Origin of the sequence: Phytobacter sp. V69 (assembly GCF_965644215.1) — a bacterium.
Classification (GTDB): Bacteria; Pseudomonadota; Gammaproteobacteria; order Enterobacterales; family Enterobacteriaceae; genus Phytobacter.
The window spans coordinates 1-25,392 of record NZ_CBFFRL010000062.1 but is presented as its reverse complement, the minus strand read 5'-3'; the positions used below and the strand labels follow the sequence as shown (position 1 = coordinate 25,392).

22 protein-coding genes and 1 pseudogene are annotated in these 25,392 nt (G+C 52.2%); 19 read left to right on the top strand and 4 right to left on the bottom strand.

Features of this window, described 5'->3' with window-relative positions; all coding sequences use genetic code 11:
- Window positions 1-208: 208 nt before the first annotated feature.
- The 4 genes from ACSZPU_RS11020 to map form a co-directional block, all read right to left on the bottom strand.
- Window positions 209-1,210 carry a zinc-dependent alcohol dehydrogenase gene (locus tag ACSZPU_RS11020; protein ID WP_498998527.1) on the bottom strand — a complete coding sequence of 334 codons (1,002 nt, stop codon included), beginning with the start codon at window positions 1,208-1,210 and terminating at the stop codon, window positions 209-211.
- A 101-nt stretch (window positions 1,211-1,311) separates the two neighbouring features.
- Window positions 1,312-2,265 carry a phosphoglycerate dehydrogenase gene (locus tag ACSZPU_RS11015; RefSeq protein ID WP_498998524.1) on the bottom strand — a complete coding sequence of 318 codons (954 nt, stop codon included), beginning with the start codon at window positions 2,263-2,265 and terminating at the stop codon, window positions 1,312-1,314.
- Window positions 2,266-2,388: 123 nt separating this feature from the next.
- Window positions 2,389-3,825 carry a gluconokinase gene (locus tag ACSZPU_RS11010; RefSeq protein WP_498998521.1) on the bottom strand — a complete coding sequence of 479 codons (1,437 nt, stop codon included), beginning with the start codon at window positions 3,823-3,825 and terminating at the stop codon, window positions 2,389-2,391.
- A gap of 310 nt (window positions 3,826-4,135) precedes the next feature.
- A complete protein-coding gene (map, locus tag ACSZPU_RS11005; RefSeq protein WP_498998518.1) occupies window positions 4,136-4,927 on the bottom strand; it encodes a type I methionyl aminopeptidase in 792 nt (263 codons plus the stop codon).
- A 379-nt stretch (window positions 4,928-5,306) separates the two neighbouring features.
- On the opposite strand from map, the gene rpsB reads away from it, so the two are divergent.
- The 19 genes and pseudogenes from rpsB to ACSZPU_RS10910 form a co-directional block, all read left to right on the top strand.
- The gene (gene rpsB / locus ACSZPU_RS11000; protein ID WP_498998515.1) at window positions 5,307-6,032 is read left to right on the top strand and encodes a 30S ribosomal protein S2; all 726 of its coding nucleotides are present in this window, start codon (window positions 5,307-5,309) and stop codon (window positions 6,030-6,032) included.
- 139 nt (window positions 6,033-6,171) lie between these two features.
- Entirely contained in the window at window positions 6,172-7,023 is an 852-nt protein-coding gene (tsf, locus tag ACSZPU_RS10995) for a translation elongation factor Ts (protein WP_071193677.1), read from the top strand.
- A 146-nt stretch (window positions 7,024-7,169) separates the two neighbouring features.
- A complete protein-coding gene (pyrH, locus tag ACSZPU_RS10990) occupies window positions 7,170-7,895 on the top strand; it encodes a UMP kinase (protein WP_498998512.1) in 726 nt (241 codons plus the stop codon).
- Between the two features lie 152 nt (window positions 7,896-8,047).
- The gene (gene frr / locus ACSZPU_RS10985; RefSeq protein WP_498998510.1) at window positions 8,048-8,605 is read left to right on the top strand and encodes a ribosome recycling factor; all 558 of its coding nucleotides are present in this window, start codon (window positions 8,048-8,050) and stop codon (window positions 8,603-8,605) included.
- 95 nt (window positions 8,606-8,700) lie between these two features.
- Window positions 8,701-9,900, top strand: coding sequence for a 1-deoxy-D-xylulose-5-phosphate reductoisomerase (gene ispC, locus ACSZPU_RS10980; RefSeq protein WP_498998508.1), 1,200 nt, complete (start codon window positions 8,701-8,703; stop codon window positions 9,898-9,900).
- 182 nt (window positions 9,901-10,082) lie between these two features.
- Window positions 10,083-10,841, top strand: a complete 759-nt coding sequence (gene ispU, locus ACSZPU_RS10975; RefSeq protein ID WP_498998506.1) for a (2E,6E)-farnesyl-diphosphate-specific ditrans,polycis-undecaprenyl-diphosphate synthase — start codon at window positions 10,083-10,085, stop codon at window positions 10,839-10,841.
- Between the two features lie 12 nt (window positions 10,842-10,853).
- Window positions 10,854-11,711, top strand: coding sequence for a phosphatidate cytidylyltransferase (cdsA, locus tag ACSZPU_RS10970; RefSeq protein ID WP_498998504.1), 858 nt, complete (start codon window positions 10,854-10,856; stop codon window positions 11,709-11,711).
- A gap of 11 nt (window positions 11,712-11,722) precedes the next feature.
- Window positions 11,723-13,072: a sigma E protease regulator RseP gene (gene rseP / locus ACSZPU_RS10965; protein ID WP_498998501.1), complete on the top strand. Its 1,350-nt coding sequence runs from the start codon at window positions 11,723-11,725 to the stop codon at window positions 13,070-13,072.
- A gap of 31 nt (window positions 13,073-13,103) precedes the next feature.
- Window positions 13,104-15,518 (top strand): outer membrane protein assembly factor BamA, encoded by a 2,415-nt coding sequence (bamA, locus tag ACSZPU_RS10960; RefSeq protein WP_498998499.1) that lies wholly within the window; start codon window positions 13,104-13,106, stop codon window positions 15,516-15,518.
- Between the two features lie 121 nt (window positions 15,519-15,639).
- Window positions 15,640-16,134, top strand: coding sequence for a molecular chaperone Skp (gene skp, locus ACSZPU_RS10955; protein WP_498998497.1), 495 nt, complete (start codon window positions 15,640-15,642; stop codon window positions 16,132-16,134).
- 3 nt (window positions 16,135-16,137) lie between these two features.
- Window positions 16,138-17,163, top strand: coding sequence for a UDP-3-O-(3-hydroxymyristoyl)glucosamine N-acyltransferase (lpxD, locus tag ACSZPU_RS10950; RefSeq protein ID WP_498998495.1), 1,026 nt, complete (start codon window positions 16,138-16,140; stop codon window positions 17,161-17,163).
- Window positions 17,164-17,267: 104 nt separating this feature from the next.
- Entirely contained in the window at window positions 17,268-17,723 is a 456-nt protein-coding gene (fabZ, locus tag ACSZPU_RS10945) for a 3-hydroxyacyl-ACP dehydratase FabZ (protein ID WP_004145858.1), read from the top strand.
- Between the two features lie 3 nt (window positions 17,724-17,726).
- Window positions 17,727-18,515, top strand: a complete 789-nt coding sequence (gene lpxA, locus ACSZPU_RS10940; protein WP_498998492.1) for an acyl-ACP--UDP-N-acetylglucosamine O-acyltransferase — start codon at window positions 17,727-17,729, stop codon at window positions 18,513-18,515.
- Window positions 18,515-19,663, top strand: a complete 1,149-nt coding sequence (lpxB, locus tag ACSZPU_RS10935; RefSeq protein ID WP_498998489.1) for a lipid-A-disaccharide synthase — start codon at window positions 18,515-18,517, stop codon at window positions 19,661-19,663. The genes lpxA and lpxB overlap by 1 nt, the downstream gene beginning before the upstream one ends.
- Entirely contained in the window at window positions 19,660-20,256 is a 597-nt protein-coding gene (gene rnhB / locus ACSZPU_RS10930) for a ribonuclease HII (protein ID WP_498998486.1), read from the top strand. The genes lpxB and rnhB overlap by 4 nt, the downstream gene beginning before the upstream one ends.
- Window positions 20,257-20,281: 25 nt before the next feature.
- A complete protein-coding gene (gene dnaE / locus ACSZPU_RS10925; protein ID WP_498998483.1) occupies window positions 20,282-23,764 on the top strand; it encodes a DNA polymerase III subunit alpha in 3,483 nt (1,160 codons plus the stop codon).
- Window positions 23,765-23,776: 12 nt separating this feature from the next.
- Window positions 23,777-24,736: an acetyl-CoA carboxylase carboxyl transferase subunit alpha gene (accA, locus tag ACSZPU_RS10920; RefSeq protein ID WP_498998480.1), complete on the top strand. Its 960-nt coding sequence runs from the start codon at window positions 23,777-23,779 to the stop codon at window positions 24,734-24,736.
- A gap of 106 nt (window positions 24,737-24,842) precedes the next feature.
- A pseudogene (locus ACSZPU_RS10915) lies at window positions 24,843-25,121 on the top strand (Orn/Lys/Arg decarboxylase N-terminal domain-containing protein); the annotation flags it as partial.
- A gap of 81 nt (window positions 25,122-25,202) precedes the next feature.
- Window positions 25,203-25,392 (top strand): helix-turn-helix domain-containing protein (locus tag ACSZPU_RS10910; RefSeq protein ID WP_498998478.1); only part of this gene is annotated, 190 nt, incomplete at its 3' end.

The following is a 25,392-nucleotide window of genomic DNA, read 5'->3' as shown; positions in this document are numbered from 1 at the left end:
CGTAGCGAGCCATAGTTCAATATGTTGTTGAAAAAGACAGTTACTATAACTCAGGTGATTAAGGGACACAGCCTAGCCAGCGATTCGGCGAAGGATTTGCCAAGGCCACGCGAACCGCCGGTCACAACGGCATTTTTCCCTGACAAATCAAATACGTTATTTTTCATTCTTGCATCCTCGTAGGTACTTTTTTAATGGGTAAGATGAATTAAGAAAATTGGTACATAACCTTAATGACGTCGCCACCGGTGCGGCAGATCTCAAATCCGTCTTGTGCTTTTTCTGGTGGGTAAACGGTAATCAGGCGCTCATAAGGAAAACCTGACTGAATCAAGTTGATAGCGGTATCGAAGTCGCGTTTTACGTAAACGCGGGTGCCAACGATAGTCAGCTCTTTGAACTCGATATCCAGCAGGGCAACTTCTGCGGGCTTTTTATAAGAGCCGACAATTTCGATAGTGCCCTGGACGCGCACGACTTTAGTCAGCAACGCGGCAACCAAAGGATGAGCGGCACAGTCAAAGGCGATATCGGCTCCTTTGCCGTCGGTCAGCGCCAGTACGCGTTCAACGACGTTCTCTTCGGCCGGGTTAATGCCGATAAACCCTGCTTCTTTTGCCAGCCCAAGGCGGTAGGGGTTGGTTACCACGACGATAACCTGTTTGGCCCCGCAGGTTGCCGCTACGCTTGCAACACAAAAACCAATGGTGCCGGTACCGAAAACCACAATGCTGTCGCCCGCGTTCATTTTGGCGCGGCTGATTGCATGTACGCCGACGGCGAGCGGCTCTACAAATGCGCCGATGGTCATCGGCATAGTGTCCGGCAGCACGTGAACGACATCTGCCGGTACTTTGACGTACTCCGCCATGCCGCCATCGGTATCAATACCGTAGAGTTTCAATGTGGCGCAGACATGACTGTTGCCGCTTTCGCAGGCGTAGCAGTGGCCGCAGGAGATTAACGGGCGGACGGTAACTTTTGTCCCTTTGGCGAAATGTCCGTTGCCTTCTTCAATCACCCCGGAAAATTCGTGGCCCGGCACCAAAGGCGCTTTCGCCCTGGGGTGTGCACCAACGTAGATATTTAAATCGGAGCCGCAAATTCCGGCATAATGCACTTTGATTAATACTTCATGTTCTTTAATTTTTGGGACAGGAAGATCATTCAGAGATATATCGTTGCTGCCATGATAAACGATCGCTTTCATACTCTCTCCTTTGAGGCATTTCTCTGTGTTCTGTTTTTTAGATGTAGGAATCCTGACTGTGTTATTTCACAGCCTGAGCTATGCTTAGTGTTAATTCGAAATTAATTAATCTGGTACAGGTTTTCTTTTCCGGATAACGCGCGAACAATTTCCTCAGCGGCTATAATTAAGGTTTTATCGGCGGCTTCTTTGGTAAATGCCCCGGTGTGTGGCGTTAAAATAACATTATCGAGATTAAAGAAACGCTCATCCATAAATGGCTCAGCAACAAAGGCATCCAGCCCCGCACCGCCGAGATATCCCTCTTTTAAAGCGACATACAGGGCGTCGTCATCAATTAACTCACCACGCGCGGTATTAATAATAAACGCGCCTTGCTTCATTTTGGCGATCGAGTCCCGGTTGATCATATGCCAGGTCTCTTTGTTAGCTGGCAGATGCAGGGAGAGAAAATCAGCCTCCCGATATATGTCATCCAGATTGCTGGTGTACTGCACGCCATAGTTATCGATCAGTTCCTCAGAAGGGGAGAGATCGTACGCCAGCACGCGCATACCGGATGAATGACAGCGAATGGCCAGGTTGCGGCCAATGGCGCCGGTGCCCAAAATGCCGATGGTCTTGCCGTGCAATTCAATACCCGCAACACGCTGCCAGGATTTTTCGCGCACGCTCTTATCCATTAAATGGATGCGGCGAGATAATCCGGTAATAAAAGAGAATGCCAGTTCGCACACCGAAAGACTGTTAGCACCGGGGGTGATGGTCACGCGAATATTGTTTTCTTTAGCGGTGGTAAAATCGACTTTGTCATATCCCACACCGTTGCGGGCAATGATCTTAAGTGTTGGAGATGCGGCGCGAATAACATCACCATTGATTTCATCCAGTCCCGCCAACATCGCACTGACACCTTTAACTTCGTTAATTAATTCACTGGCATTCAGTGGTTTTTTCGGGGTTAACATTTTTAATTCGTGACCTGCATCGGTCAATATTTTTTGCGCGATTTGGCAACCTGAAAATGCGCGCGAGGTAGTAAGAACCAAAGACATGATAAAAGACTCCTTTAAGCCGAGTGATGTTTCTCTCTCTGGAAACTGGCGATATCTTTAAATTGTTGTTGTAGATTCCAGTAGGTATTGAGGTAAATGCCGTATAACCGATCGTAAGACACTTTATTTTGTGTTGGGGTAATAGGTCTGGCGAATACCGATAAGGTCGCTGGCTTTATCGAGGCTTTCCAGTTCCCCCAGCGCGTACAATCCCATAACGGCTGCGCCGTACGCCGCGCCTTCATCGACATCCGGCACGTTAATTTCTCGACCAATCACATCGGCAAGGATCTGTAGCCAGACAGGCGAGTGGGTAAAACTGCCGCTGACGCGAATTTCCTCTCCTTTCCCGGTTAACTCTTCCAGCGATTCCAGCACGCTACGCATGCGATAACAGATACCTTCCAGCGTGGCGCGAATGATGTGCCGTTTATCATGGTTGAGCGTCAGGCCGAGCATGGTGCCGCGGGCATCGGCGTTCCAGTTTGGCGCGCGCTCCCCGGTAAAGAAGGGCAGGATGATGAGCCCGTCAGAGCCAGCCGCCACTTTTTCCGCATAGGTCGTCAGCAGGGCGTAAGGGTTAAGCCCTAATTTGTCGGCCACGCGCTGTTCGGTTTCTGCAAATTTGTCGCGCGCCCAGCGAAAGGAGACGCCACCATTATTGATGGCACCGCCGAGCATCCAGCGATCGTCCGTCACGTTGTAGCACCAGGTCCGGCGTTTGATGTCGGTACGCGGCTCTTTTGACGCCATGCGGATAGCACCGCTGGTGCCGATAGTGATATTGATTTGTCCGGGGCGAATAGCGCCAACGCCAATGTTCGCCATCATGCCATCGCCCGCGCCAATCACCACCGGTACGCTGTGGGGTAAACCGACGCGCTCACATACGAACTCACTCATCGGTTCGTAGTGCGTGGTCGGGACAACATGCACCATGCGCTTATCGTCGATCCCTAATAAAGAGAGAACGGTTTTATCCCATTCCAGCGTCTGGATGTTGTAGCAGCCACTGCCGCTGGCAATCGAACGGTCAACCATTCGTTTGCCGGTGAGGTGGTGAAAGACAACATCTTTGATCGAGCCAAACCATGCTGCTTTGGCGAAAACGTCAGGGTGCGTTCTCTTAAGCCAGTACATCTTAAGCAGCGAATACATCGGATGGATCGGACAGCCTGTGCGGTGGTACAGACTCTCAACATCAAGCTGTGCTTTGACCTCATCAAGGTAAATCTGTCCACGCGAGTCACCCCAGGTCATCAGGCGCGTGAGAGGTGTGCCTTCTTCTGAGATGGCCAGAAAACTGTGCAGCACTGAACTGATGGCAATACCAGCAACGTCGTTGGCTCTGTCACCGAGGTCTGTCACGGTGCGTTTCATCACTGCCAGCGTTGAGAGCAACAGAGTGTTGGCATCCTGTTCAGCCACGCCCGTCTGATCGGTAAACAGCGGATATTCCGTTGTTGCCATCGCCATTGCACATGTTTGTCCGGCTTGATAAGCCACGGATCTTACCCCGGTCGTACCAATATCAATTCCTATGATGATTTTTTTTGTCATTTTGTACGAACTCATATGTGAATTTACATAAATTGGATAACCAATAACTCGTAATTGATACTACCAATTTGAGGTGTGAAAACTGTGCCAGGAATCACGTAATAAATCATTGTTATAATAGTTCAATTTATTCAATGTGTTATGTGTATGAGTGGTTTTTGGACAAAGAAAAAGTGCAAAGTGGATCGTTTTTTAATCTTATTTTGGTAGGGTCAATTATTGATTTGGTATGAGCAAGGTGATTATCAGGCCAAAAAAAAACGGCCTTCCGGAGAAGACCGTTAGAGGAGACGGCAAGTAAACGCGGGGTTTACTCGGCGGTGAGTACTGCTGGAATGGTGTCGTCTTTACGCAATGTCATGATCTCACAGCCATTTTCAGTTACGACGATGGTGTGTTCGTACTGGGCAGAGAGGCTGCGGTCTTTGGTTTTCACCGTCCAACCGTCTTTCATGGTGCGAATGCGATAATCACCCGCGTTGACCATCGGCTCAATGGTAAAAGTCATACCAGCCTGCAGCACCACGCCACCGTCATCTGCATCGTAGTGCAGAACCTGCGGCTCTTCGTGGAAAACACGACCAATGCCGTGACCGCAATATTCACGCACGACGGAGAACCCTTCGGCTTCAACGAATTTCTGGATGGCAGCACCCAGCGTACGCAGACGGATCCCCGGTTTAACCATCCGCAGCGCCAGATAGAGGCTCTCCTGCGTGACGCGGCACAGACGCTCACCCAGGATGGTCGGTTTACCCACGATGAACATTTTGGAGGTGTCGCCGTGGTATTCATCTTTAATGACCGTCACGTCGATATTGACGATATCACCATCTTTCAGCAGCTTTTCATCATCCGGAATGCCGTGACACACCACTTCGTTGATGGAGATGCAGACGGATTTCGGGAAGCCGTGATAGCCAAGGCAGGCGGAGATGGCATGCTGTTCGTTAACGATATAATCGTTACAAATGCGGTCCAGTTCGCCGGTGCTGACGCCCGGTTTGATATACGGTTCGATCATTTCCAGCACTTCGGCGGCCAGGCGGCCAGCGATGCGCATTTTTTCAATTTCGTCGGAAGTTTTAATTGAGATAGCCATTAATTCTGTCCATCAGTGTCGATTTTTTCGACAATACTAGTCTAAGTGCTGTCAATGGTAACAGTCTGGCGAGTACTGTGCCAAATTGAGAATCATTCTGAAATTCGCCTTTCGTGCCGCGGTCGTACTGAGCTGCGTCTCTGTCACAGGAAATTCATCGTTTCAGAGCAGTACATAATGCCAACAACTATTGGAGTCTGACGCCTGTTTATGGTATAAAGCGCGCCGGACTTCCGTTCCTCTTCGGAACTGAGGCGACCAAATCTCACTTTGTGTAATAACACACACGTATCGGCACATATTCCGGGGTGCCCTTCGGGGTCGGTAATATGGGATACGTGGAGGCTTAACCCCAACTTTATCTATAGAGGTTTTTACCATGACAACTGTTTCCATGCGCGACATGCTCAAGGCTGGTGTTCACTTCGGTCACCAGACCCGTTACTGGAACCCGAAAATGAAGCCTTTCATCTTCGGCGCGCGTAACAAAGTTCACATCATCAACCTTGAGAAAACTGTACCGATGTTCAACGAAGCTCTGGCTGAACTGAACAAGATCTCCTCTCGTAAAGGCAAAATCCTTTTCGTTGGTACTAAACGCGCTGCAAGCGAAGCGGTAAAAGAAGCTGCAAACAGCTGCGATCAGTTCTTCGTGAACCATCGCTGGTTGGGCGGCATGCTGACTAACTGGAAAACCGTTCGTCAGTCCATCAAACGTCTGAAAGACCTGGAAACTCAGTCTCAGGACGGCACTTTCGACAAGCTGACCAAGAAAGAAGCGCTGATGCGTACTCGTGAGCTTGAGAAACTGGAAAACAGCCTGGGCGGTATCAAAGACATGGGCGGCCTGCCGGACGCACTGTTCGTTATCGATGCTGACCACGAGCACATTGCTATCAAAGAAGCGAACAACCTGGGTATCCCGGTATTCTCTATCGTTGATACCAACTCTGATCCAGATGGCGTTGATTTCGTTATCCCGGGTAACGACGATGCAATCCGTGCTGTGACCCTGTACCTGAACGCTGTTGCTGCGACCGTCCGTGAAGGCCGTTCTCAGGATCTGGCTACCCAGGCGGAAGAAAGCTTCGTAGAAGCTGAATAATAAGGTTCGCTCTTTAAGAGCCCTTATTAACCAGGTAGTTACAAGTTTGGTTAGGGGGCCTGTCTCAGGCCCCTTTTTTACTTTCATATCTGTGCGGTTCTTCGAGCCGGGCAGGTCAAATTCTCCCGAGGAATAAAGAATGGCTGAAATTACCGCATCCCTGGTAAAAGAGCTGCGTGAACGTACTGGCGCAGGCATGATGGATTGCAAAAAAGCACTGACTGAAGCTAACGGCGACATCGAGCTGGCAATCGAAAACATGCGTAAATCTGGTGCTATCAAAGCCGCGAAAAAAGCAGGCAACGTTGCTGCTGACGGCGTGATCATCACCAAGATCGACGGCACCTACGGTATCATTCTGGAAGTTAACTGCCAGACTGACTTCGTTGCGAAAGACGGTGGTTTCCAGGCATTTGCTAACAAAGTTCTGGACGCAGCTGTTGCAGGCAAAATCACTGACGTTGAAGTTCTGAAAGCACAGTTCGAAGAAGAACGTGTAGCGCTGGTTGCTAAAATCGGTGAAAACATCAACATCCGTCGTGTTGCTTCTCTGGAAGGCGACGTTCTGGGTTCTTACCTGCACGGCGCACGTATCGGTGTTCTGGTTGCAGCTAAAGGTGCAGACGAAGAGCTGGTTAAACAGCTGGCTATGCACATCGCTGCAAGCAAACCAGAATTCGTTAAGCCGGAAGATGTGTCTGCAGAAGTAGTAGAAAAAGAGTACCAGGTTCAGCTGGACATCGCCATGCAGTCTGGCAAGCCGAAAGAAATCGCTGAGAAAATGGTTGAAGGCCGCATGAAGAAATTCACCGGTGAAGTTTCTTTGACTGGTCAGCCTTTCGTTATGGATCCGAGCAAAACCGTTGGCCAACTGCTGAAAGAGCAGGGCGCTGATGTGACTAACTTCATCCGCTTCGAAGTGGGCGAAGGTATCGAGAAAGTTGAGACTGACTTCGCAGCAGAAGTTGCTGCCATGTCCAAGCAGTCTTAATTGTTAAAGCAGCCGCCTGAGGGCGGCTTCTTTTTGTTCCCTTCAGAGTAAAATCAGCCAATCGCTATAGTGTTTGCGCTGACAGGCGACGTATCATATCGCCGGATTTAAACCCGTCTACTTATTGACAGTCTCAGGAAAGAAACATGGCTACCAATGCAAAACCCGTCTATAAACGCATTCTGCTTAAGCTGAGTGGCGAAGCCCTGCAGGGTTCCGAAGGTTTCGGTATCGATGCAAGCATCCTTGACCGCATGGCACAGGAAATCAAAGAACTGGTTGAACTGGGTGTTCAGGTTGGGGTGGTGATTGGTGGCGGTAACTTGTTCCGTGGGGCTGGCCTGGCGAAAGCGGGTATGAACCGCGTGGTGGGTGACCACATGGGCATGTTAGCTACGGTCATGAATGGCCTGGCAATGCGCGACGCGCTGCATCGCGCCTATGTGAATGCCCGCCTGATGTCCGCATTCCCGCTGAACGGTGTGTGTGACAATTACAGCTGGGCTGAGGCAATCAGCCTGCTGCGTAACAATCGCGTGGTGATCTTCAGTGCCGGTACCGGTAACCCGTTCTTTACCACAGACTCCGCGGCCTGCCTGCGTGGCATTGAAATCGAAGCGGACGTCGTACTGAAAGCGACCAAGGTTGATGGCGTATTTACCGCCGACCCGGCACAAGATCCGGCTGCGACCATGTACGACCAACTGAGCTATACCGAAGTTCTTGATAAAGAGCTGAAAGTGATGGATCTTGCCGCCTTTACGCTGGCTCGCGACCACAAATTACCTATTCGTGTGTTCAACATGAACAAGCCAGGCGCGTTGCGTCGTGTGGTAATGGGTGAAAGTGAAGGCACTTTGATTACGGAATAATTCCCGTGAGCAACAAATAAGGGTAAGATTCCGCCTTAATTTATTTAGCGGTTCTGTCGGGCATCTTTACGGTGCCTTGTACCGAACGTGACTATACTAACCACTCATGTGGCGTATGGTTTGCCTGAGACAAGATTTCAAGGATTCGTAACGTGATTAGCGATATCAGAAAAGATGCTGAAGTGCGCATGGACAAATGCGTAGAATCGTTCAAAACCCAAATCAGCAAAGTGCGCACTGGCCGCGCTTCCCCGAGCCTTCTGGATGGTATCGTCGTTGAGTATTACGGTACTCCGACGCCGCTGCGCCAGTTGGCGAACGTAACGGTAGAAGACTCCCGTACGCTGAAAATCAACGTGTTCGATCGTTCTATGGGCCCGGCCGTTGAGAAAGCGATCATGGCGTCCGACCTCGGTCTGAACCCAAGCTCTGCAGGGACTGACATCCGCGTTCCGCTGCCACCGCTGACCGAAGAACGTCGTAAAGACCTGACCAAAATTGTTCGTGGTGAAGCTGAACAAGCACGCGTTGCCGTTCGTAACGTCCGTCGTGATGCGAATGATAAAGTTAAAGCGCTGCTGAAAGATAAAGAAATCAGTGAAGATGATGACCGTCGTTCTCAGGATGACGTGCAGAAACTGACTGACGCTGCAATCAAAAAAGTCGATGCGGCGCTGGCGGATAAAGAAGCAGAACTGATGCAGTTCTGATTCAAAAACCGACGAAAAACGCCGTACAGAGAGCCGCCACGGGGGCTTTGCTGGCGGCGTTTTGCTTTTAATCTGCACAATATTGTGAGCGTTTCATGAAGCATTTAACCCTTCTGGGCTCAACAGGTTCTATTGGCTGCAGCACGCTCGATGTGGTTCGCCACAATCCCGACCGCTTTTCCATTACCGCCCTGGTTGCGGGTAAAAACGTTACCCGTATGCTCGAACAATGCCTGGAGTTCACGCCGCGTTTTGCGGTAATGGACGATGAAGTCAGTGCTCGCCAACTGAACGCTGAATTACAACAACGCGGTTGCCCGACGCAGGTCATGAGTGGTCAGCAGGCGGCCTGTGAGATGGCTGCACTTGACGATGTCGACCAGGTGATGGCAGCGATCGTGGGTGCGGCAGGGCTTGTGCCTACGCTTGCAGCCATCCGCGCAGGGAAGACTGTGCTGCTGGCGAATAAAGAGTCGCTGGTGACCTGCGGGCGTCTTTTTATGGACGCAGTGAAAGAAAGCGGCGCGCAGCTTCTCCCGGTTGATAGCGAACATAACGCTATTTTTCAGAGTTTACCGGAAACAATCCAACAAAACCTGGGGTACGCTGATTTAGAGCAGAATGGCGTTTCGTCTATTCTGCTTACCGGGTCTGGTGGCCCGTTCCGTGAAACGCCCATGTCCGAACTGGCCTCAATGACGCCGGACCAGGCATGTCGCCATCCGAACTGGTCAATGGGGAGAAAGATCTCCGTTGATTCTGCCACCATGATGAATAAAGGTCTGGAATACATTGAAGCGCGCTGGTTGTTCAATGCCTCTGCCCGACAGATGGAAGTGATTATTCACCCGCAATCGGTGATCCACTCCATGGTGCGTTATCAGGACGGGAGTGTGTTAGCGCAGCTTGGTGAACCGGATATGCGTACACCGATTGCACATACCATGGCCTGGCCTGAGCGTGTGTCCTCTGGTGCCAATGCCCTCGATTTCTGCAAGCTGAGTGCGCTGAGTTTTGCTGAGCCCGATTATGAACGCTACCCTTGCCTGAAACTGGCAATAGACGCGTTTGCCCAGGGGCAGGCAGCGACGACGGCGTTGAATGCGGCTAATGAGGTGACGGTGTCTGCATTTCTGGCTTCCGCTATTCGTTTTACGGATATTGCTGCGCTGAACCTGTCTGTTCTGGAACAGATGGCATTAAGCGAACCGCAAAGCATTGATGAGGTATTGGTTGTCGATCGGCTAGCACGTGAAGTGGCGCAAAAACAAGTGACGCGCTTCGCAAGCTGGTGATAATCCAGCCACTAATAGTCATGCTATTTGTTAGCGTTGGGCTTCGGTGATATAGTCTGCGCCATCCATCAGCCTGTTTAATGCGGGCTGTTAGGGGAAGCCGTGGTTGACACGGCTTTTTTGCGTAAAGGCTTTTGTATTCCTGAGTACCGCTAAATCCTTTTCAGGGACTAAAACGCGTTATGTTGTCTGCGAATCAACCAATGAGCGAAAATTTGCCAGCACATGGCTGTCGCCATGTAGCAATCATTATGGACGGCAACGGTCGCTGGGCGAAAAGACAAGGAAAGATACGGGCATTCGGACATAGAGCTGGTGCGAAATCAGTTCGCCGTGCTGTTTCTTTCGCTGCCAACAGCGGGATTAATGCGTTAACGCTTTACGCGTTCAGTAGTGAAAACTGGAACCGTCCGGCGCAGGAAGTCAGTGCGCTGATGGAGTTATTTGTGTGGGCGCTGGACAGTGAAGTAAAAAGCCTGCACCGACATAATGTGCGTCTGCGCATTATTGGCGATACGAGCCGTTTCAACACGCGTCTGCAAGAGCGAATTCGTAAAGCAGAAGCGTTGACTGCCCAAAATACGGGGTTGACGCTCAATATCGCGGCGAATTATGGCGGACGTTGGGATATCGTACAGGGAGTACGGCAATTGGCCGTTCAGGTTCAGGAAGGGCTGTTGCGTCCTGACCAGATTGATGAAGATTCGCTGAGTCAGCAAATCTGCATGCATGAACTGGCACCTGTAGATTTAGTGATTAGGACTGGTGGGGAACATCGCATAAGTAACTTTTTACTTTGGCAAATTGCTTATGCCGAACTTTACTTTACTGATGTTCTTTGGCCCGATTTTGATGAACAAGACTTTGAAGGTGCGCTGCATGCCTTTGCCAATCGAGAGCGTCGTTTCGGAGGCACCGAGCCAGGTGACGACAATGCCTGATGGGGGTAGCTTTTGCTGAAGTATCGCCTGATTTCTGCGTTTGTATTAATACCCATTGTCATTGCTGCATTGTTCTTATTGCCGCCAGTGGGTTTTGCGATTGTAACGCTCGCCGTTTGCATGCTGGCCGCATGGGAATGGGGGCAACTGAGCGGGTTTACGTCACGGACACAGCGTGTCTGGCTGGCGGTATTGTGTGGGCTGATCCTGGCATTAATGCTGTTTATGCTGCCGGAGTATCATCATAATATTCATCAGCCGGTGGTTGAGGTTTCGCTTTGGGCTTCGCTGGTGTGGTGGGTTATCGCACTGGTATTGGTGCTGGGTTATCCGGGGTCTGCGGCTGTCTGGCGCAATTCAAAGCCCATACGGCTGATTTTCGGCATTCTCACAATTATTCCTTTTTTCTGGGGTATGCTGGCGCTGCGGTCATGGCATTACGATGATAACCACTACAGCGGCGCGCTATGGCTGCTGTATATCATGATCCTGGTGTGGGGGGCGGATTCCGGCGCGTATATGTTTGGCAAACTGTTTGGCAAACATAAGCTGGCGCCGAAGGTGTCACCAGGGAAAACCTGGCAGGGCTTTATTGGCGGCTTGTTGACCGCAGGGATTATTTCCTGGGGCTATGGTGCCTGGGCTAATCTGGATGTTGCCCCCTCGACACTATTACTTTGTTCTGTGATCGCTGCATTGGCCTCCGTGCTGGGCGATCTGACGGAAAGTATGTTTAAGCGTGAAGCGGGAATTAAAGATAGTGGTCATCTTATTCCGGGTCACGGCGGTATACTGGATCGCATCGACAGTCTGACAGCGGCAGTACCTGTGTTTGCCTGCCTGTTATTGCTGGTTTTCAGGACGATTTGACGGAAGGTTTTATGCTGAGCATTCTCTGGAATCTGGCGGCGTTCATTGTTGCGCTTGGTGTTCTCATCACGGTGCATGAATTTGGCCATTTCTGGGTTGCTCGTCGTTGCGGCGTGAAAGTGGAGCGTTTTTCCATTGGCTTCGGTAAAGCGCTCTGGCGTCGCACAGACAAGCAAGGAACGGAATTTGTTATCGCCGTCATTCCTCTTGGCGGCTACGTCAAAATGCTGGATGAGCGCGTTGAGCCGGTGACACCGGAAATGCGCCATTACGCCTTCAACAATAAAACCGTTGGCCAGCGCGCGGCGGTTATCGCGGCGGGCCCCATCGCCAATTTCCTCTTTGCTATCTTCGCTTACTGGTTGGTGTTTATCATCGGCGTCCCTGGTGTTCGCCCGGTTATTGGTGAAATTGCGCCCAATTCCATCGCGGCAAATGCGCAAATTACACCAGGTACGGAACTTAAAGCGATTGATGGCATCGAAACGCCTGATTGGGACGCTGTGCGTTTGCAACTGATCGCCAAAATTGGTGATAAGCAAACCACACTCAGCGTGGCACCGTTCGGCAGCAACAATCGCCAGGACAAAATTCTCGATTTACATCAGTGGAATTTTGCACCTGATAAAGACGACCCGGTAGCGTCATTAGGGATTCGTCCTCGCGGTGCGCAGATTGAACCGGTGTTAGCTGAGGTACAATTAGGCTCGGCTGCAAGCAAAGCAGGTTTGCAAGCCGGCGACAGGATCGTTAAAGTCGATGGTCAGCAACTGACGCAGTGGATGACGTTTGTCACCCTGGTGCGCGATAATCCGGGCACACCGTTAGCGCTGGACATTGAAAGGCATGGGAGTCCCTTGTCTTTAACGCTGATACCGGATGAGAAACCCGGTAACAAGGCAGAGGGTTTTGCCGGCGTTGTGCCGAAAATTATCCCGCTGCCGGATGAATATAAGACAGTACGCCAGTACGGGCCATTTAGCGCCATCGCCGAAGCCACGGACAAAACGTGGCAGTTGATGAAGCTGACGGTCAGTATGTTGGGGAAATTGATAACCGGTGACGTAAAACTGAACAACCTCAGTGGGCCGATTTCGATCGCTCAAGGGGCTGGGATGTCAGCGGAGTTCGGGTTGATTTACTACCTGATGTTTCTCGCGTTGATAAGCGTGAACTTAGGCATCATCAACCTGTTCCCATTACCTGTCCTTGACGGGGGGCATCTGCTGTTTTTGGCGATTGAGAAGCTGAAAGGCGGACCGGTATCCGAGCGGGTTCAAGACTTTAGTTATCGCATTGGCTCGATTTTGCTGGTGTTGTTAATGGGGCTTGCACTTTTCAATGATTTCTCTCGGTTGTAAGAGAGTTTGTTAGGAAGAACGCATAATAACGATGGCGATGAAAAAGTTGCTCATAGCGTCGCTGCTGTTTAGCAGCGCCACCGTATACGGTGCTGACGGGTTCGTAGTGAAGGACATTCATTTCGAAGGCCTGCAGCGTGTCGCCGTTGGTGCGGCCCTCCTCAGTATGCCGGTTCGCCCAGGCGACACGGTGAATGATGAAGACATCAGTAACACCATCCGCGCCCTGTTTGCCACTGGCAACTTCGAGGATGTTCGCGTACTCCGCGACGGTGATACCCTTCTCGTTCAGGTGAAAGAACGCCCGACGATCGCCAGCATCACTTTCTCCGGCAACAAATCGGTGAAAGATGACATGCTGAAACAGAACCTCGAAGCTTCAGGCGTACGTGTCGGCGAATCTCTGGATCGCACCACGCTGTCTGATATCGAAAAAGGTCTGGAAGATTTTTACTACAGCGTCGGTAAATACAGCGCCAGCGTGAAGGCGGTTGTTACGCCGCTGCCACGTAACCGTGTTGACCTCAAACTGGTCTTCCAGGAAGGCGTATCTGCCCAGATTCAACAGATCAACATTGTCGGAAACCACGCGTTCACGACAGAAGAGTTGATCTCAACGTTCCAGTTGCGCGACGAAGTGCCGTGGTGGAACGTAGTGGGCGATCGTAAATACCAGAAACAGAAACTGGCGGGCGACCTCGAAACCCTGCGCAGCTACTATCTGGATCGCGGTTATGCACGTTTCAATATTGATTCCACGCAGGTGAGTCTGACGCCGGATAAAAAAGGCATCTACATCACCGTCAACGTGACCGAAGGGGATCAGTACAAGCTCTCTGGCGTTGAAGTCAGCGGCAATCTGGCGGGCCACTCCGCAGAGATTGAAGGCCTGACCAAAATCCAGCCGGGCGAGCTGTATAACGGCACCAAAGTGACCAAAATGGAAGATGATATTAAAAAGCTTCTTGGCCGCTATGGTTATGCCTACCCGCGCGTTCAGTCACAGCCGGAAATCAACGATACGGCCAAAACCGTTAAACTGCATGTGAACGTTGATGCCGGTAACCGTTACTACGTACGTAAAATCCGTTTCGAAGGTAATGACACCTCGAAAGATGCCGTTCTGCGTCGCGAAATGCGTCAGATGGAAGGCGCCTGGCTGGGCAGCGACCTCGTTGACCAGGGTAAAGAGCGTCTGAATCGTCTGGGTTACTTCGAAACGGTAGATACCGATACGCAGCGTGTTCCGGGCAGCCCGGATCAGGTTGATGTCGTGTACAAAGTGAAAGAGCGTAACACCGGTAGCTTTAACTTCGGTGTCGGCTACGGTACAGAAAGCGGCGTGAGCTTCCAGGTGGGTGTCCAGCAGGACAACTGGCTGGGTACTGGTTACTCCGTTGGCATTAACGGTACGAAGAACGACTACCAGACCTATTCCGAATTCTCGGTCACCAACCCGTACTTTACGGTGGATGGTGTGAGTCTCGGCGGGCGTATCTTCTACAATGACTTTAAAGCTGATGATGCTGACCTGTCTTCCTACACCAACAAAAGTTATGGTCTGGATGGCACGCTGGGCTTCCCGATTAACGAATACAACACCCTGCGTGTGGGCTTAGGCTATGTCCACAACGATCTGTCGAAGATGGAACCGCAGGTGGCAATGTGGCGTTATCTGGACTCTATTGGTCAAAGTGCCAGCAAAACCGATGATAACAACGGTTTCTCGGCAAATGACTTCACCTTCAACTATGGTTGGACATACAACAACCTTGACCGTGGATATTTCCCGACCAAGGGTTCGCGTGTCAACCTGAACGGTAAGGTGACGATTCCGGGTTCTGATAACGAGTTCTATAAAGTTACGATTGATACAGCGTCCTACTTCCCGATCGATGACGACCATAAATGGGTCATTCTGGGTCGTACGCGCTGGGGTTATGGTGAAGGCTTAGGCGGTAAAGAAATGCCGTTCTATGAGAACTTCTATGCCGGTGGTTCCAGCAGCGTTCGTGGCTTCCAGTCCAATAACATTGGTCCGAAAGCGGTTTACTACGGCGCAAGCGGACTGGATAACTGTAACTCGACGACGAAGAAATACTGTAGCTCCAGTGACGCCGTGGGCGGTAACGCAATGGGCGTAGCAAGCGTAGAGTTCATCACGCCGACGCCGTTTATCAGTGATAAGTATGCGAATTCTGTGCGTACGTCGTTCTTCTGGGATGCCGGTACCGTTTGGGATACTAACTGGCAAAATACTGCTGATATGAAGGCATTAGGTATTCCGGATTACAGTGACCCGAGCAATATCCGTATGTCTGCGGGTATCGCCTTACAATGGATGTCCCCATTGGGGCCGTTGGTATTCTCCTACGCCCAGCCGTTTAAGAAATACGATGGAGACAAGGCAGAACAGTTCCAGTTTAACATTGGTAAAACCTGGTAACTTGCCGCTGCGAAGGAATGCATGAGTAGTGTAGTGATGGTTTGTGGCGGTGCACTTCGCACTGCCCACCAACGCAAAGAACGGTACCTACGGGTACAAACGGGATGGTGAGGAGTTAATTGTGAAAAAGTGGTTATTAGCTGCAGGTGTAGGTTTGGCAATGGCAACGTCTGCTCAGGCGGCCGATAAAATTGCGGTCGTGGACATGAACAGCCTGTTCCAACAGGTTGCGCAGACTTCCGGCGTTTCTCAGACAATGAAAAACGAATTCAGTGGCCGTGCCAGCGAACTGCAGCGTCTGGAATCTGACCTGCAGACTAAAATGCAGCGCTATCAGCGCGACGGTTCCACGATGAAAGCGGCCGATCGTACTAAACTGGAAAAAGACATCCAGGCTCAGCGTCAGGATCTGGCACAGAAAGGTCAGGCTTTCGAGCAGGATCAGGCTCGTCGTTCTAACGAAGAACGTGGCAAGCTGATGACCAAAATCCAGACTGCTGTGAAGAAAGTTGCTTCCGATCAGGGCGTGGATCTGGTTATCCCTTCTAACGCCGCTATCTACAACAGCAGTGACGTGAAAGACATTACCGCTGATGTACTGAAACAGGTTAAATAAGTAATGCCTTCAATTCGACTGTCTGATTTAGCTCAACAGTTGGATGCAGAGTTACACGGTGATGGCGATATCGTCATCACCTGCGTTGCGTCCATGCAATCCGCTAAAGCAGGTCAAATCACCTTCATGGTAAATCCAAAATACCGTGAAAATCTGGTCGCCTGTCAGGCGTCTGCTGTCGTAATGACGCAGGACGATCTTCCTTTTGCCAAAAGTGCTGCACTGGTAGTGAAAAACCCCTACCTGACTTACGCACGTATGACCCAAATTCTTGATACCACGCCGCAGCCGGCTCAGAACATTGCCCCAGGGGCGGTGATCGATCCCGATGCGACGCTGGGCAACAACGTAGCGATTGGCGCAAACGCGGTCATCGAATCCGGCGTGACCCTTGGCGATAATGTCGTCATCGGCCCGGGCTGCTTCGTTGGGAAAAATACGAAAATTGGTGCAGGCTCCCGTTTATGGGCCAATGTGACCATTTACCACGAGATCGAGATCGGTGAGAATTGCCTGGTTCAGTCCGGCACAGTGATCGGCTCTGATGGTTTTGGTTATGCCAACGATCGCGGTAACTGGGTTAAGATCCCCCAGCTTGGTCGCGTCATCATCGGCGATCGCGTCGAGATCGGCGCATGTACTACCATCGATCGTGGTGCGCTGGATGACACCTGTATTGGCAACGGTGTCATCATTGATAATCAGTGCCAGATTGCACATAACGTCGTGATTGGCGACAATACCGCGGTTGCTGGTGGTGTCATCATGGCAGGTAGTTTGAAAATTGGCCGTTATTGCATGATTGGCGGCGCCAGCGTCATCAACGGGCATATGGAAATCTGCGATAAAGTCACCGTGACGGGAATGGGGATGGTGATGCGTCCTATCACCGAGCCAGGAATTTATTCCTCCGGCATCCCGCTGCAGCCCAACAAGGTGTGGCGTAAAACCGCAGCTCTGGTGATGAACATTGATGACATGAGCAAGCGTCTCAAAGCTATTGAGCGCAAGGTCAATAAAGAAGACTAATAGCTCGCTCGCTACGTTTAAACTTCCCGGCCTGTCGGCATTCTCACGATTGCCGCGGGCCGTGTTATTATTGCCATTTAGTATATTTAGACAGGAAGAGTATTTTGACTACTGACACTCATACTCTGCACATTGAAGAGATTCTGGAGCTTCTGCCGCACCGTTACCCGTTTTTGCTGGTAGACCGTGTGCTGGATTTTGAAGAAGGTCGTTTTCTGCGCGCAGTTAAAAATGTTTCGGTGAATGAGCCGTTTTTCCAGGGGCACTTCCCTGGTAAACCGATTTTGCCAGGCGTGTTGATTCTGGAAGCGATGGCGCAGGCAACCGGTATTCTGGCGTTTAAAAGCGTCGGTAAACTGGAACCAGGCGAGCTCTACTACTTCGCAGGTATCGATGAAGCGCGCTTTAAGCGCCCGGTTGTGCCAGGCGATCAAATGATCATGGAAGTAACCTTCGAGAAAACGCGCCGTGGCCTGACCCGCTTCAAGGGTGTCGCGCTGGTAGACGGCAAAGTTGTTTGTGAAGCTACTATGATGTGTGCACGTAGCCGGGAGGCCTGATACGTGATTGATAAAACCGCCTTTATTCATCCTTCTGCCATTGTTGAAGACGGTGCCGTTATTGGTGCTAACGCTCACATTGGTCCGTTTTGTATTGTTGGCGCTAACGTCGAAATCGGCGAAGGCACCGTACTGAAGTCTCACGTTGTCATTAACGGCCATACCAAAATTGGTCGCGATAACGAGATTTATCAGTTCGCTTCCATTGGCGAGGTTAACCAGGATCTGAAATATGCTGGTGAACCGACCCGCGTGGAAATTGGCGATCGCAACCGCATCCGCGAAAGCGTCACCATTCACCGTGGCACGGTACAAGGCGGTGGGTTGACGAAGGTGGGCAGTGACAATCTGATGATGGTTAATACGCACGTTGCGCATGACTGTACGATTGGTAATCGCTGCATCCTCGCGAATAACGCTACGCTTGCAGGGCATGTATCCGTTGATGATTTCGCGATCATCGGCGGTATGACCGCTGTCCATCAGTTCTGCATCATTGGTGCGCACGTCATGGTTGGCGGCTGCTCCGGTGTCGCGCAGGACGTGCCGCCGTATGTTATCGCGCAGGGCAACCACGCAACGCCGTTCGGGGTTAACATCGAAGGGTTGAAACGCCGCGGCTTTAGCCGTGAAGCTATTCACGCGATTCGTAATGCGTACAAGCTGCTTTATCGCAGTGGTAAAACGCTGGATGAAGCGAAACCTGAGATTGCCGAACTGGCGCAGCAGCATCCGGAAGTGAAAGCGTTCGTCGAGTTCTTTGAATGCTCCACGCGTGGTCTCATTCGGTAATGGCCGAACGTCGTCCGTTAACGATTGCCCTCGTCGCCGGAGAAACCTCCGGCGATATTCTTGGTGCCGGTCTCATCCGCGCACTGAGAGCGCGTATGCCCGATGCCCGCTTCGTCGGTGTCGCCGGGCCGCGCATGCAGGCGGAAGGCTGCGAAGCCTGGTACGAGATGGAAGAGCTGGCGGTGATGGGCATTGTCGAGGTGCTGGGTCGCCTGCGACGCCTGCTGCATATCCGCGCCGATCTGACCAAGCGCTTTACCGATCTTAAGCCCGATGTCTTTGTCGGCATTGATGCACCCGATTTCAATATCACCCTTGAAGGGAACCTGAAAAAGAAGGGCATCAAAACCATCCATTATGTCAGTCCCTCGGTATGGGCCTGGCGTCAAAAACGCGTTTTCAAAATAGGCAGGGCCACCGACCTGGTGCTCGCGTTTCTGCCTTTCGAAAAAGCGTTTTACGATAGATTTAACGTTCCCTGCCGTTTTATCGGTCATACCATGGCGGATGCAATGCCGCTGGATCCGGATAAAAACGCGTCGCGGGATACGCTCGGTATTGCCCACGATGTGCATTGCCTTGCGCTGCTCCCCGGTAGCCGTGGGGCGGAAGTTGAGATGTTGAGCGCCGATTTCTTGCGTACAGCGCAACTGTTACGTAACCACTATCCCGATCTTGAGGTCGTGGTACCGCTGGTGAATGCAAAACGCCGCGAGCAATTTGAGCGCATCAAAGCGGACATTGCCCCTGAACTGCCGGTGCATATGCTGGATGGTTTGGCGCGGGAAGCGATGATTGCCAGTGATGCCGCGCTACTGGCTTCCGGCACGGCGGCACTCGAGTGCATGCTGGCGAAATGCCCGATGGTGGTGGGTTATCGCATGAAGCCGTTTACCTTCTGGCTGGCAAAACGTCTGGTGAAAACCGACTACGTATCGCTGCCCAATTTGCTGGCGCGGCGTGAGCTGGTGAAAGAATTACTGCAGGACGAATGTCAGCCGCAGGCGCTGGCCGATGCGTTGCTGCCCCTACTTGCAAATGGCAAAACCAGCCACGCAATGCACGATGTTTTCCGGGAACTGCATCTGCAGATCCGCTGTAATGCCGATGAGCAGGCCGCAGACGCCGTACTGGAGTTGGCGCAATGATGGAATTTATTTACCCCCACACGCACTTGGTTGCGGGTGTGGATGAAGTTGGACGAGGCCCGTTGGTTGGTGCGGTCGTTACTGCCGCGGTAATCCTCGATCCGGCGCGTCCGATTATCGGTCTTAATGACTCGAAAAAATTATCTGAGAAACGCCGCCTGGCGCTGTTTGGTGAGATCAAAGAGAAGGCGCTGGCCTGGAGTCTGGGCCGTGCAGAACCGCATGAAATAGACGAACTGAATATTCTGCATGCCACCATGCTGGCGATGCAGCGTGCGGTCGCTGGTTTGGGTATCGTGCCGGAATACGTCCTGATCGACGGCAACCGCTGTCCTAAACTGCCCATGCCTTCGCTGGCGGTGGTCAAGGGCGACAGCCGGGTAGCGGAAATCAGTGCCGCGTCGATCCTCGCGAAAGTCACCCGCGATGCGGAGATGGCCGAGCTCGATCTGACGTTTCCCCAATACGGTTTCGCGCAGCACAAAGGCTATCCAACGGCTTTCCATCTGGAAAAACTGGCTGAGCACGGCGCAACGGAACATCATCGGCGCAGTTTTGCGCCCGTCAAACGCGTGCTGGGCCTTGTGTCCTGATTCTGTGACGTGAAGAGATCTGAAAATGGCTGAACCACGTTTCGTACACCTGCGGGTGCATAGCGACTACTCCATGATAGACGGGCTGGCGAAAACCGGGCCGCTGGTGAAAAAGGCGGCCGCGCTCGGCATGCCTGCGCTTGCGATCACCGATTTTACCAACCTGTGTGGTCTGGTGAAGTTCTACGGAACGGCACATGGCGCTGGGTTGAAACCGATTGTCGGTGCGGATTTTCACGTTCAGAGCGAACTGCTTGCTGATGAATTAACGCAGATTACAGTACTGGCGGCGAACAACGTCGGCTACCAAAACCTGACGTTGCTGATTTCCCGGGCCTATCAACGTGGGTACGGTGCGGCGGGTCCGTGGATTGACCGCGACTGGCTGGTTGAACTGAAAGAGGGGCTTATTCTGCTGTCCGGTGCCCGGATGGGGGATGTGGGTAGAAGCCTGATGCGCGGCAATAGCGTGCTTGTCGATCAGTGCGTGTCTTTTTACGAAGAGCACTTTCCCAACAGCTATTATCTCGAGCTGATTCGTACCGGTCGTGCGGACGAAGAGAGCTATCTTCACGCGGCGGTGAAACTTGCCGAAGAGCGTGGCTTGCCCGTTGTGGCAACCAATGACGTACGTTTTATCGATGCCGGCGACTTTGACGCCCACGAGATCCGCGTTGCCATCCACGATGGCTTTACCTTTGATGACCCTAAGCGTCCGCGTAACTACTCTGCGCAGCAATATATGCGCAGCGAAGACGAGATGTGCGAGTTGTTTGCCGACATCCCGGAAGCGCTGGAAAACAGCGTCGAAATTGCCAAGCGCTGTAACGTCACCGTACGTCTGGGCGAGTATTTCCTGCCGCAGTTCCCGACGGGGGAGATGACCACAGAAGACTTCCTGGTCGTAAAATCCAAAGAGGGGCTGGAAGAGCGTCTTGAATTCCTTTTCCCGGATGAATCGGTCCGTAAAGAGAAGCGCCCGGAGTATGACGAACGTCTGGATATCGAACTCCAGGTTATCAACCAGATGGGTTTCCCGGGCTACTTCCTCATCGTAATGGAATTTATCCAGTGGTCGAAAGATAACGGTGTGCCGGTAGGGCCAGGACGTGGCTCCGGTGCGGGGTCGCTGGTGGCCTATGCGCTGAAAATTACCGACCTCGACCCGCTAGAATTTGACCTGCTGTTCGAACGTTTCCTTAACCCGGAACGTGTCTCCATGCCCGATTTCGACGTTGACTTCTGCATGGAGAAACGCGACCAGGTTATTGAGCACGTGTCGGAGATGTACGGTCGTGATGCGGTATCGCAGATCATTACCTTTGGCACCATGGCGGCGAAAGCGGTTATCCGCGACGTTGGCCGCGTGCTGGGACATCCGTACGGCTTTGTTGATCGCATTTCTAAGCTGGTGCCGCCTGACCCGGGCATGACGCTGGCGAAAGCCTTTGAAGCTGAACCGCAGCTGCCGGAAATCTATGAGGCGGATGAAGAAGTTAAAGCGCTGATCGATATGGCGCGTAAGCTGGAAGGCGTCACCCGTAACGCCGGTAAACATGCCGGTGGGGTGGTTATCGCGCCGACCAAAATTACCGATTTTGCCCCGCTCTATTGCGATGAAGCGGGGCAGCATCCGGTTACCCAGTTTGATAAGAACGACGTGGAATACGCGGGGCTGGTCAAGTTCGACTTCCTTGGTCTGCGTACGCTCACCATCATCAACTGGGCGCTGGAGATGATCAACGCCCGCCGTGAGAAGAACGGCGAGCCGCCGCTGGATATCGCCGCTATCCCGCTGGATGACAAGAAAAGTTTCGACATGCTGCAGCGCTCGGAGACCACGGCGGTGTTCCAGCTTGAATCCCGCGGCATGAAAGATTTGATCAAACGTCTGCAGCCTGACTGCTTCGAAGACATGATCGCACTGGTGGCCCTGTTCCGTCCGGGGCCGCTGCAGTCCGGGATGGTAGATAACTTTATTGACCGTAAACACGGGCGCGAAGAAATCTCTTATCCGGACGTGCAGTGGCAGCATGAGTGCCTGAAACCGGTACTGGAGCCGACCTACGGCATCATCCTGTATCAGGAACAGGTTATGCAGATTGCCCAGGAGCTTTCTGGTTATACCCTTGGCGGCGCGGACATGCTGCGTCGTGCGATGGGTAAGAAAAAGCCGGAAGAGATGGCCAAGCAGCGCGGCACCTTTGAAGAAGGGGCGAAGAAAAACGGCGTTGATGGCGAACTGGCGATGAAAATCTTTGACCTGGTGGAGAAATTCGCTGGCTATGGATTTAACAAATCGCACTCTGCTGCCTATGCTTTAGTTTCATACCAAACGCTGTGGCTGAAAGCACATTATCCGGCTGAGTTTATGGCGGCGGTGATGACCGCGGATATGGACAACACCGAGAAGGTGGTGGGCCTGGTGGACGAATGCTGGCGTATGGGGCTCAAAATTCTGCCGCCGGACATTAACTCTGGTCTGTACCATTTCCACGTGAATGACGACGGTGAGATTGTTTACGGCATCGGGGCGATCAAGGGCGTGGGTGAAGGCCCGATTGAAGCCATCCTCGAAGCGCGTAACAACGGCGGCTATTTCCGTGAACTGTTTGATCTGTGCGCCCGTACCGATACGAAAAAGCTGAATCGTCGGGTACTGGAAAAACTGATCATGTCCGGGGCGTTCGACCGCCTTGGCCCGCATCGCGCCGCACTGATGAACTCGCTGGCGGATGCGCTGAAAGCGGCTGACCAGCATGCGAAAGCCGAGGCGATTGGTCAGGCGGATATGTTTGGCGTGCTGGCCGAAGAGCCAGAGCAGATTGAACAGTCCTATGCCAGCTGCCAGCCATGGCCTGAGCAGGTGGTGCTGGATGGTGAACGTGAAACCCTGGGCCTGTACCTGACCGGGCATCCGATCACCCAGTATTTAAAAGAGATCGAACGCTATGTCGGTGGTTATCGACTGAAAGACATGCACCCAACCGAGCGTGGCAAGGTCACCACGGCGGCGGGGCTCGTGATTGCTGCAAGGGTAATGGTCACCAAGCGCGGCAATCGTATCGGCATCTGTACCCTAGATGACCGCTCCGGACGACTTGAGGTGATGTTATTCACCGAAGCGCTGGAAAAGTACCAGCATCTGCTGGAAAACGACCGCATCCTGATCGTCAGCGGACAGGTCAGCTTTGATGACTTTAGCGGTGGCCTTAAAATGATGGCCCGCGAAGTGATGGATATTGACGAAGCTCGTGAAAAATATGCTCGCGGGCTTGCTATCTCGCTGACGGACAGGCAAATTGATGACCAGCTTTTGACCCGACTCCGTCAGTCTCTGGAACCCCACCGCTCGGGGACCATTCCAGTACATCTCTACTATCAGAGGGCGGATGCACGTGCACGGTTACGCTTCGGCGCAACGTGGCGTGTCTCTCCGAGCGATCGTTTACTCAACGATCTGCGTGGCCTTATTGGTTCGGAGCAGGTGGAACTGGAGTTTGACTAATACAGGAATACTATGAGTCTGAATTTCCTTGATTTCGAACAGCCGATTGCCGAGCTGGAAGCGAAAATCGATTCTCTGACGTCAGTAAGTCGTCAGGATGAAAAACTGGATATTAACATCGATGAAGAAGTGCATCGTCTGCGTGAAAAAAGCGTAGAGTTGACGCGCAAAATCTTCGCCGATCTTGGTGCATGGCAAGTCGCCCAGCTGGCACGCCATCCGCTGCGTCCATACACCCTGGATTATGTCCGCCTGGCATTTGATGAATTTGACGAACTGGCTGGCGACCGCGCGTATGCGGACGACAAAGCCATCGTGGGTGGTATCGCTCGCCTGGACGGTCGTCCGGTGATGATTATCGGCCACCAGAAAGGTCGTGAAACCAAAGAAAAAATTCGCCGCAATTTTGGTATGCCGGCACCGGAAGGGTATCGCAAAGCGCTGCGCCTGATGGAAATGGCAGAACGCTTCAATATGCCGATCATCACCTTCATCGACACCCCGGGCGCATACCCAGGCGTGGGCGCGGAAGAACGTGGTCAGTCCGAAGCGATTGCGCGCAACCTGCGTGAAATGTCCCGCCTGAACGTACCGGTCATCTGTACCGTTATCGGTGAAGGTGGCTCTGGCGGTGCGCTGGCGATTGGCGTGGGCGACAAAGTGAATATGCTGCAGTACAGCACCTATTCCGTTATCTCCCCGGAAGGTTGTGCGTCCATTCTGTGGAAAAGCGCCGATAAAGCCCCGCTGGCTGCTGATGCGATGGGGATCATTGCGCCGCGTCTGAAAGAGCTGAAACTGATCGACTCGATCATTCCGGAACCGCTGGGTGGTGCTCACCGTAACCCGGAAGCGATTGCCGCGTCTCTGAAAGCACAGCTGATCGCCGATCTGGCGGATCTCGACGTGCTGAGCAAAGACGATCTGCGTAACCGCCGTTACCAGCGTCTGATGAGCTACGGCTACGCCTGATAAGCCCGCAAAGACCATTCCGAAAAGCCACACTGCGTTGTGGCTTTTTTTATACCCCCTGTTTACCTCAACTATGATTAACTTAGGTTTTTTTCAGGAGGTAACCGTGAATATTATTGCCATCATGGGGCCACACGGCGTCTTTTATAAAGATGAGCCGGTAAAGGAGTTTGAACAGGCGCTACAGGCGCAAGGGTTTCAGATAATCTGGCCGCAAAACAGCAGTGACCTGCTGAAATTCATCGAACACAACCCGCGTATTTGCGGCGTCATATTTGACTGGGACGAATACGACCTCGAGTTGTGTAGCGAAATCAATCAGCTCAATGAATACCTGCCGCTGTACGCTTTTATCAATACCCACTCGACGATGGACGTCAGTGTTAGCAGCAATGGAATAGTGACCCACCCCAGCAGCTGAATTTTGACCCTGGGGTTAAGCTGCTCTCTCTGAAAGGGAGAGCGTATGGTTACTTTCGAGGCTGTTATGGAAATTCATATTCTTCACAAACAGGGGATGAGCATTCGCACCATTGCCTCCCATCTGGGCGTATCCCGCAATACCGTTCGAAAATATCTCAAAAATCAGAAGGCGGAGCCCGTCTATTCGCCACGCCCTAAAGCTGCCAGTCTGCTCGACCCGCATCGTGACTACA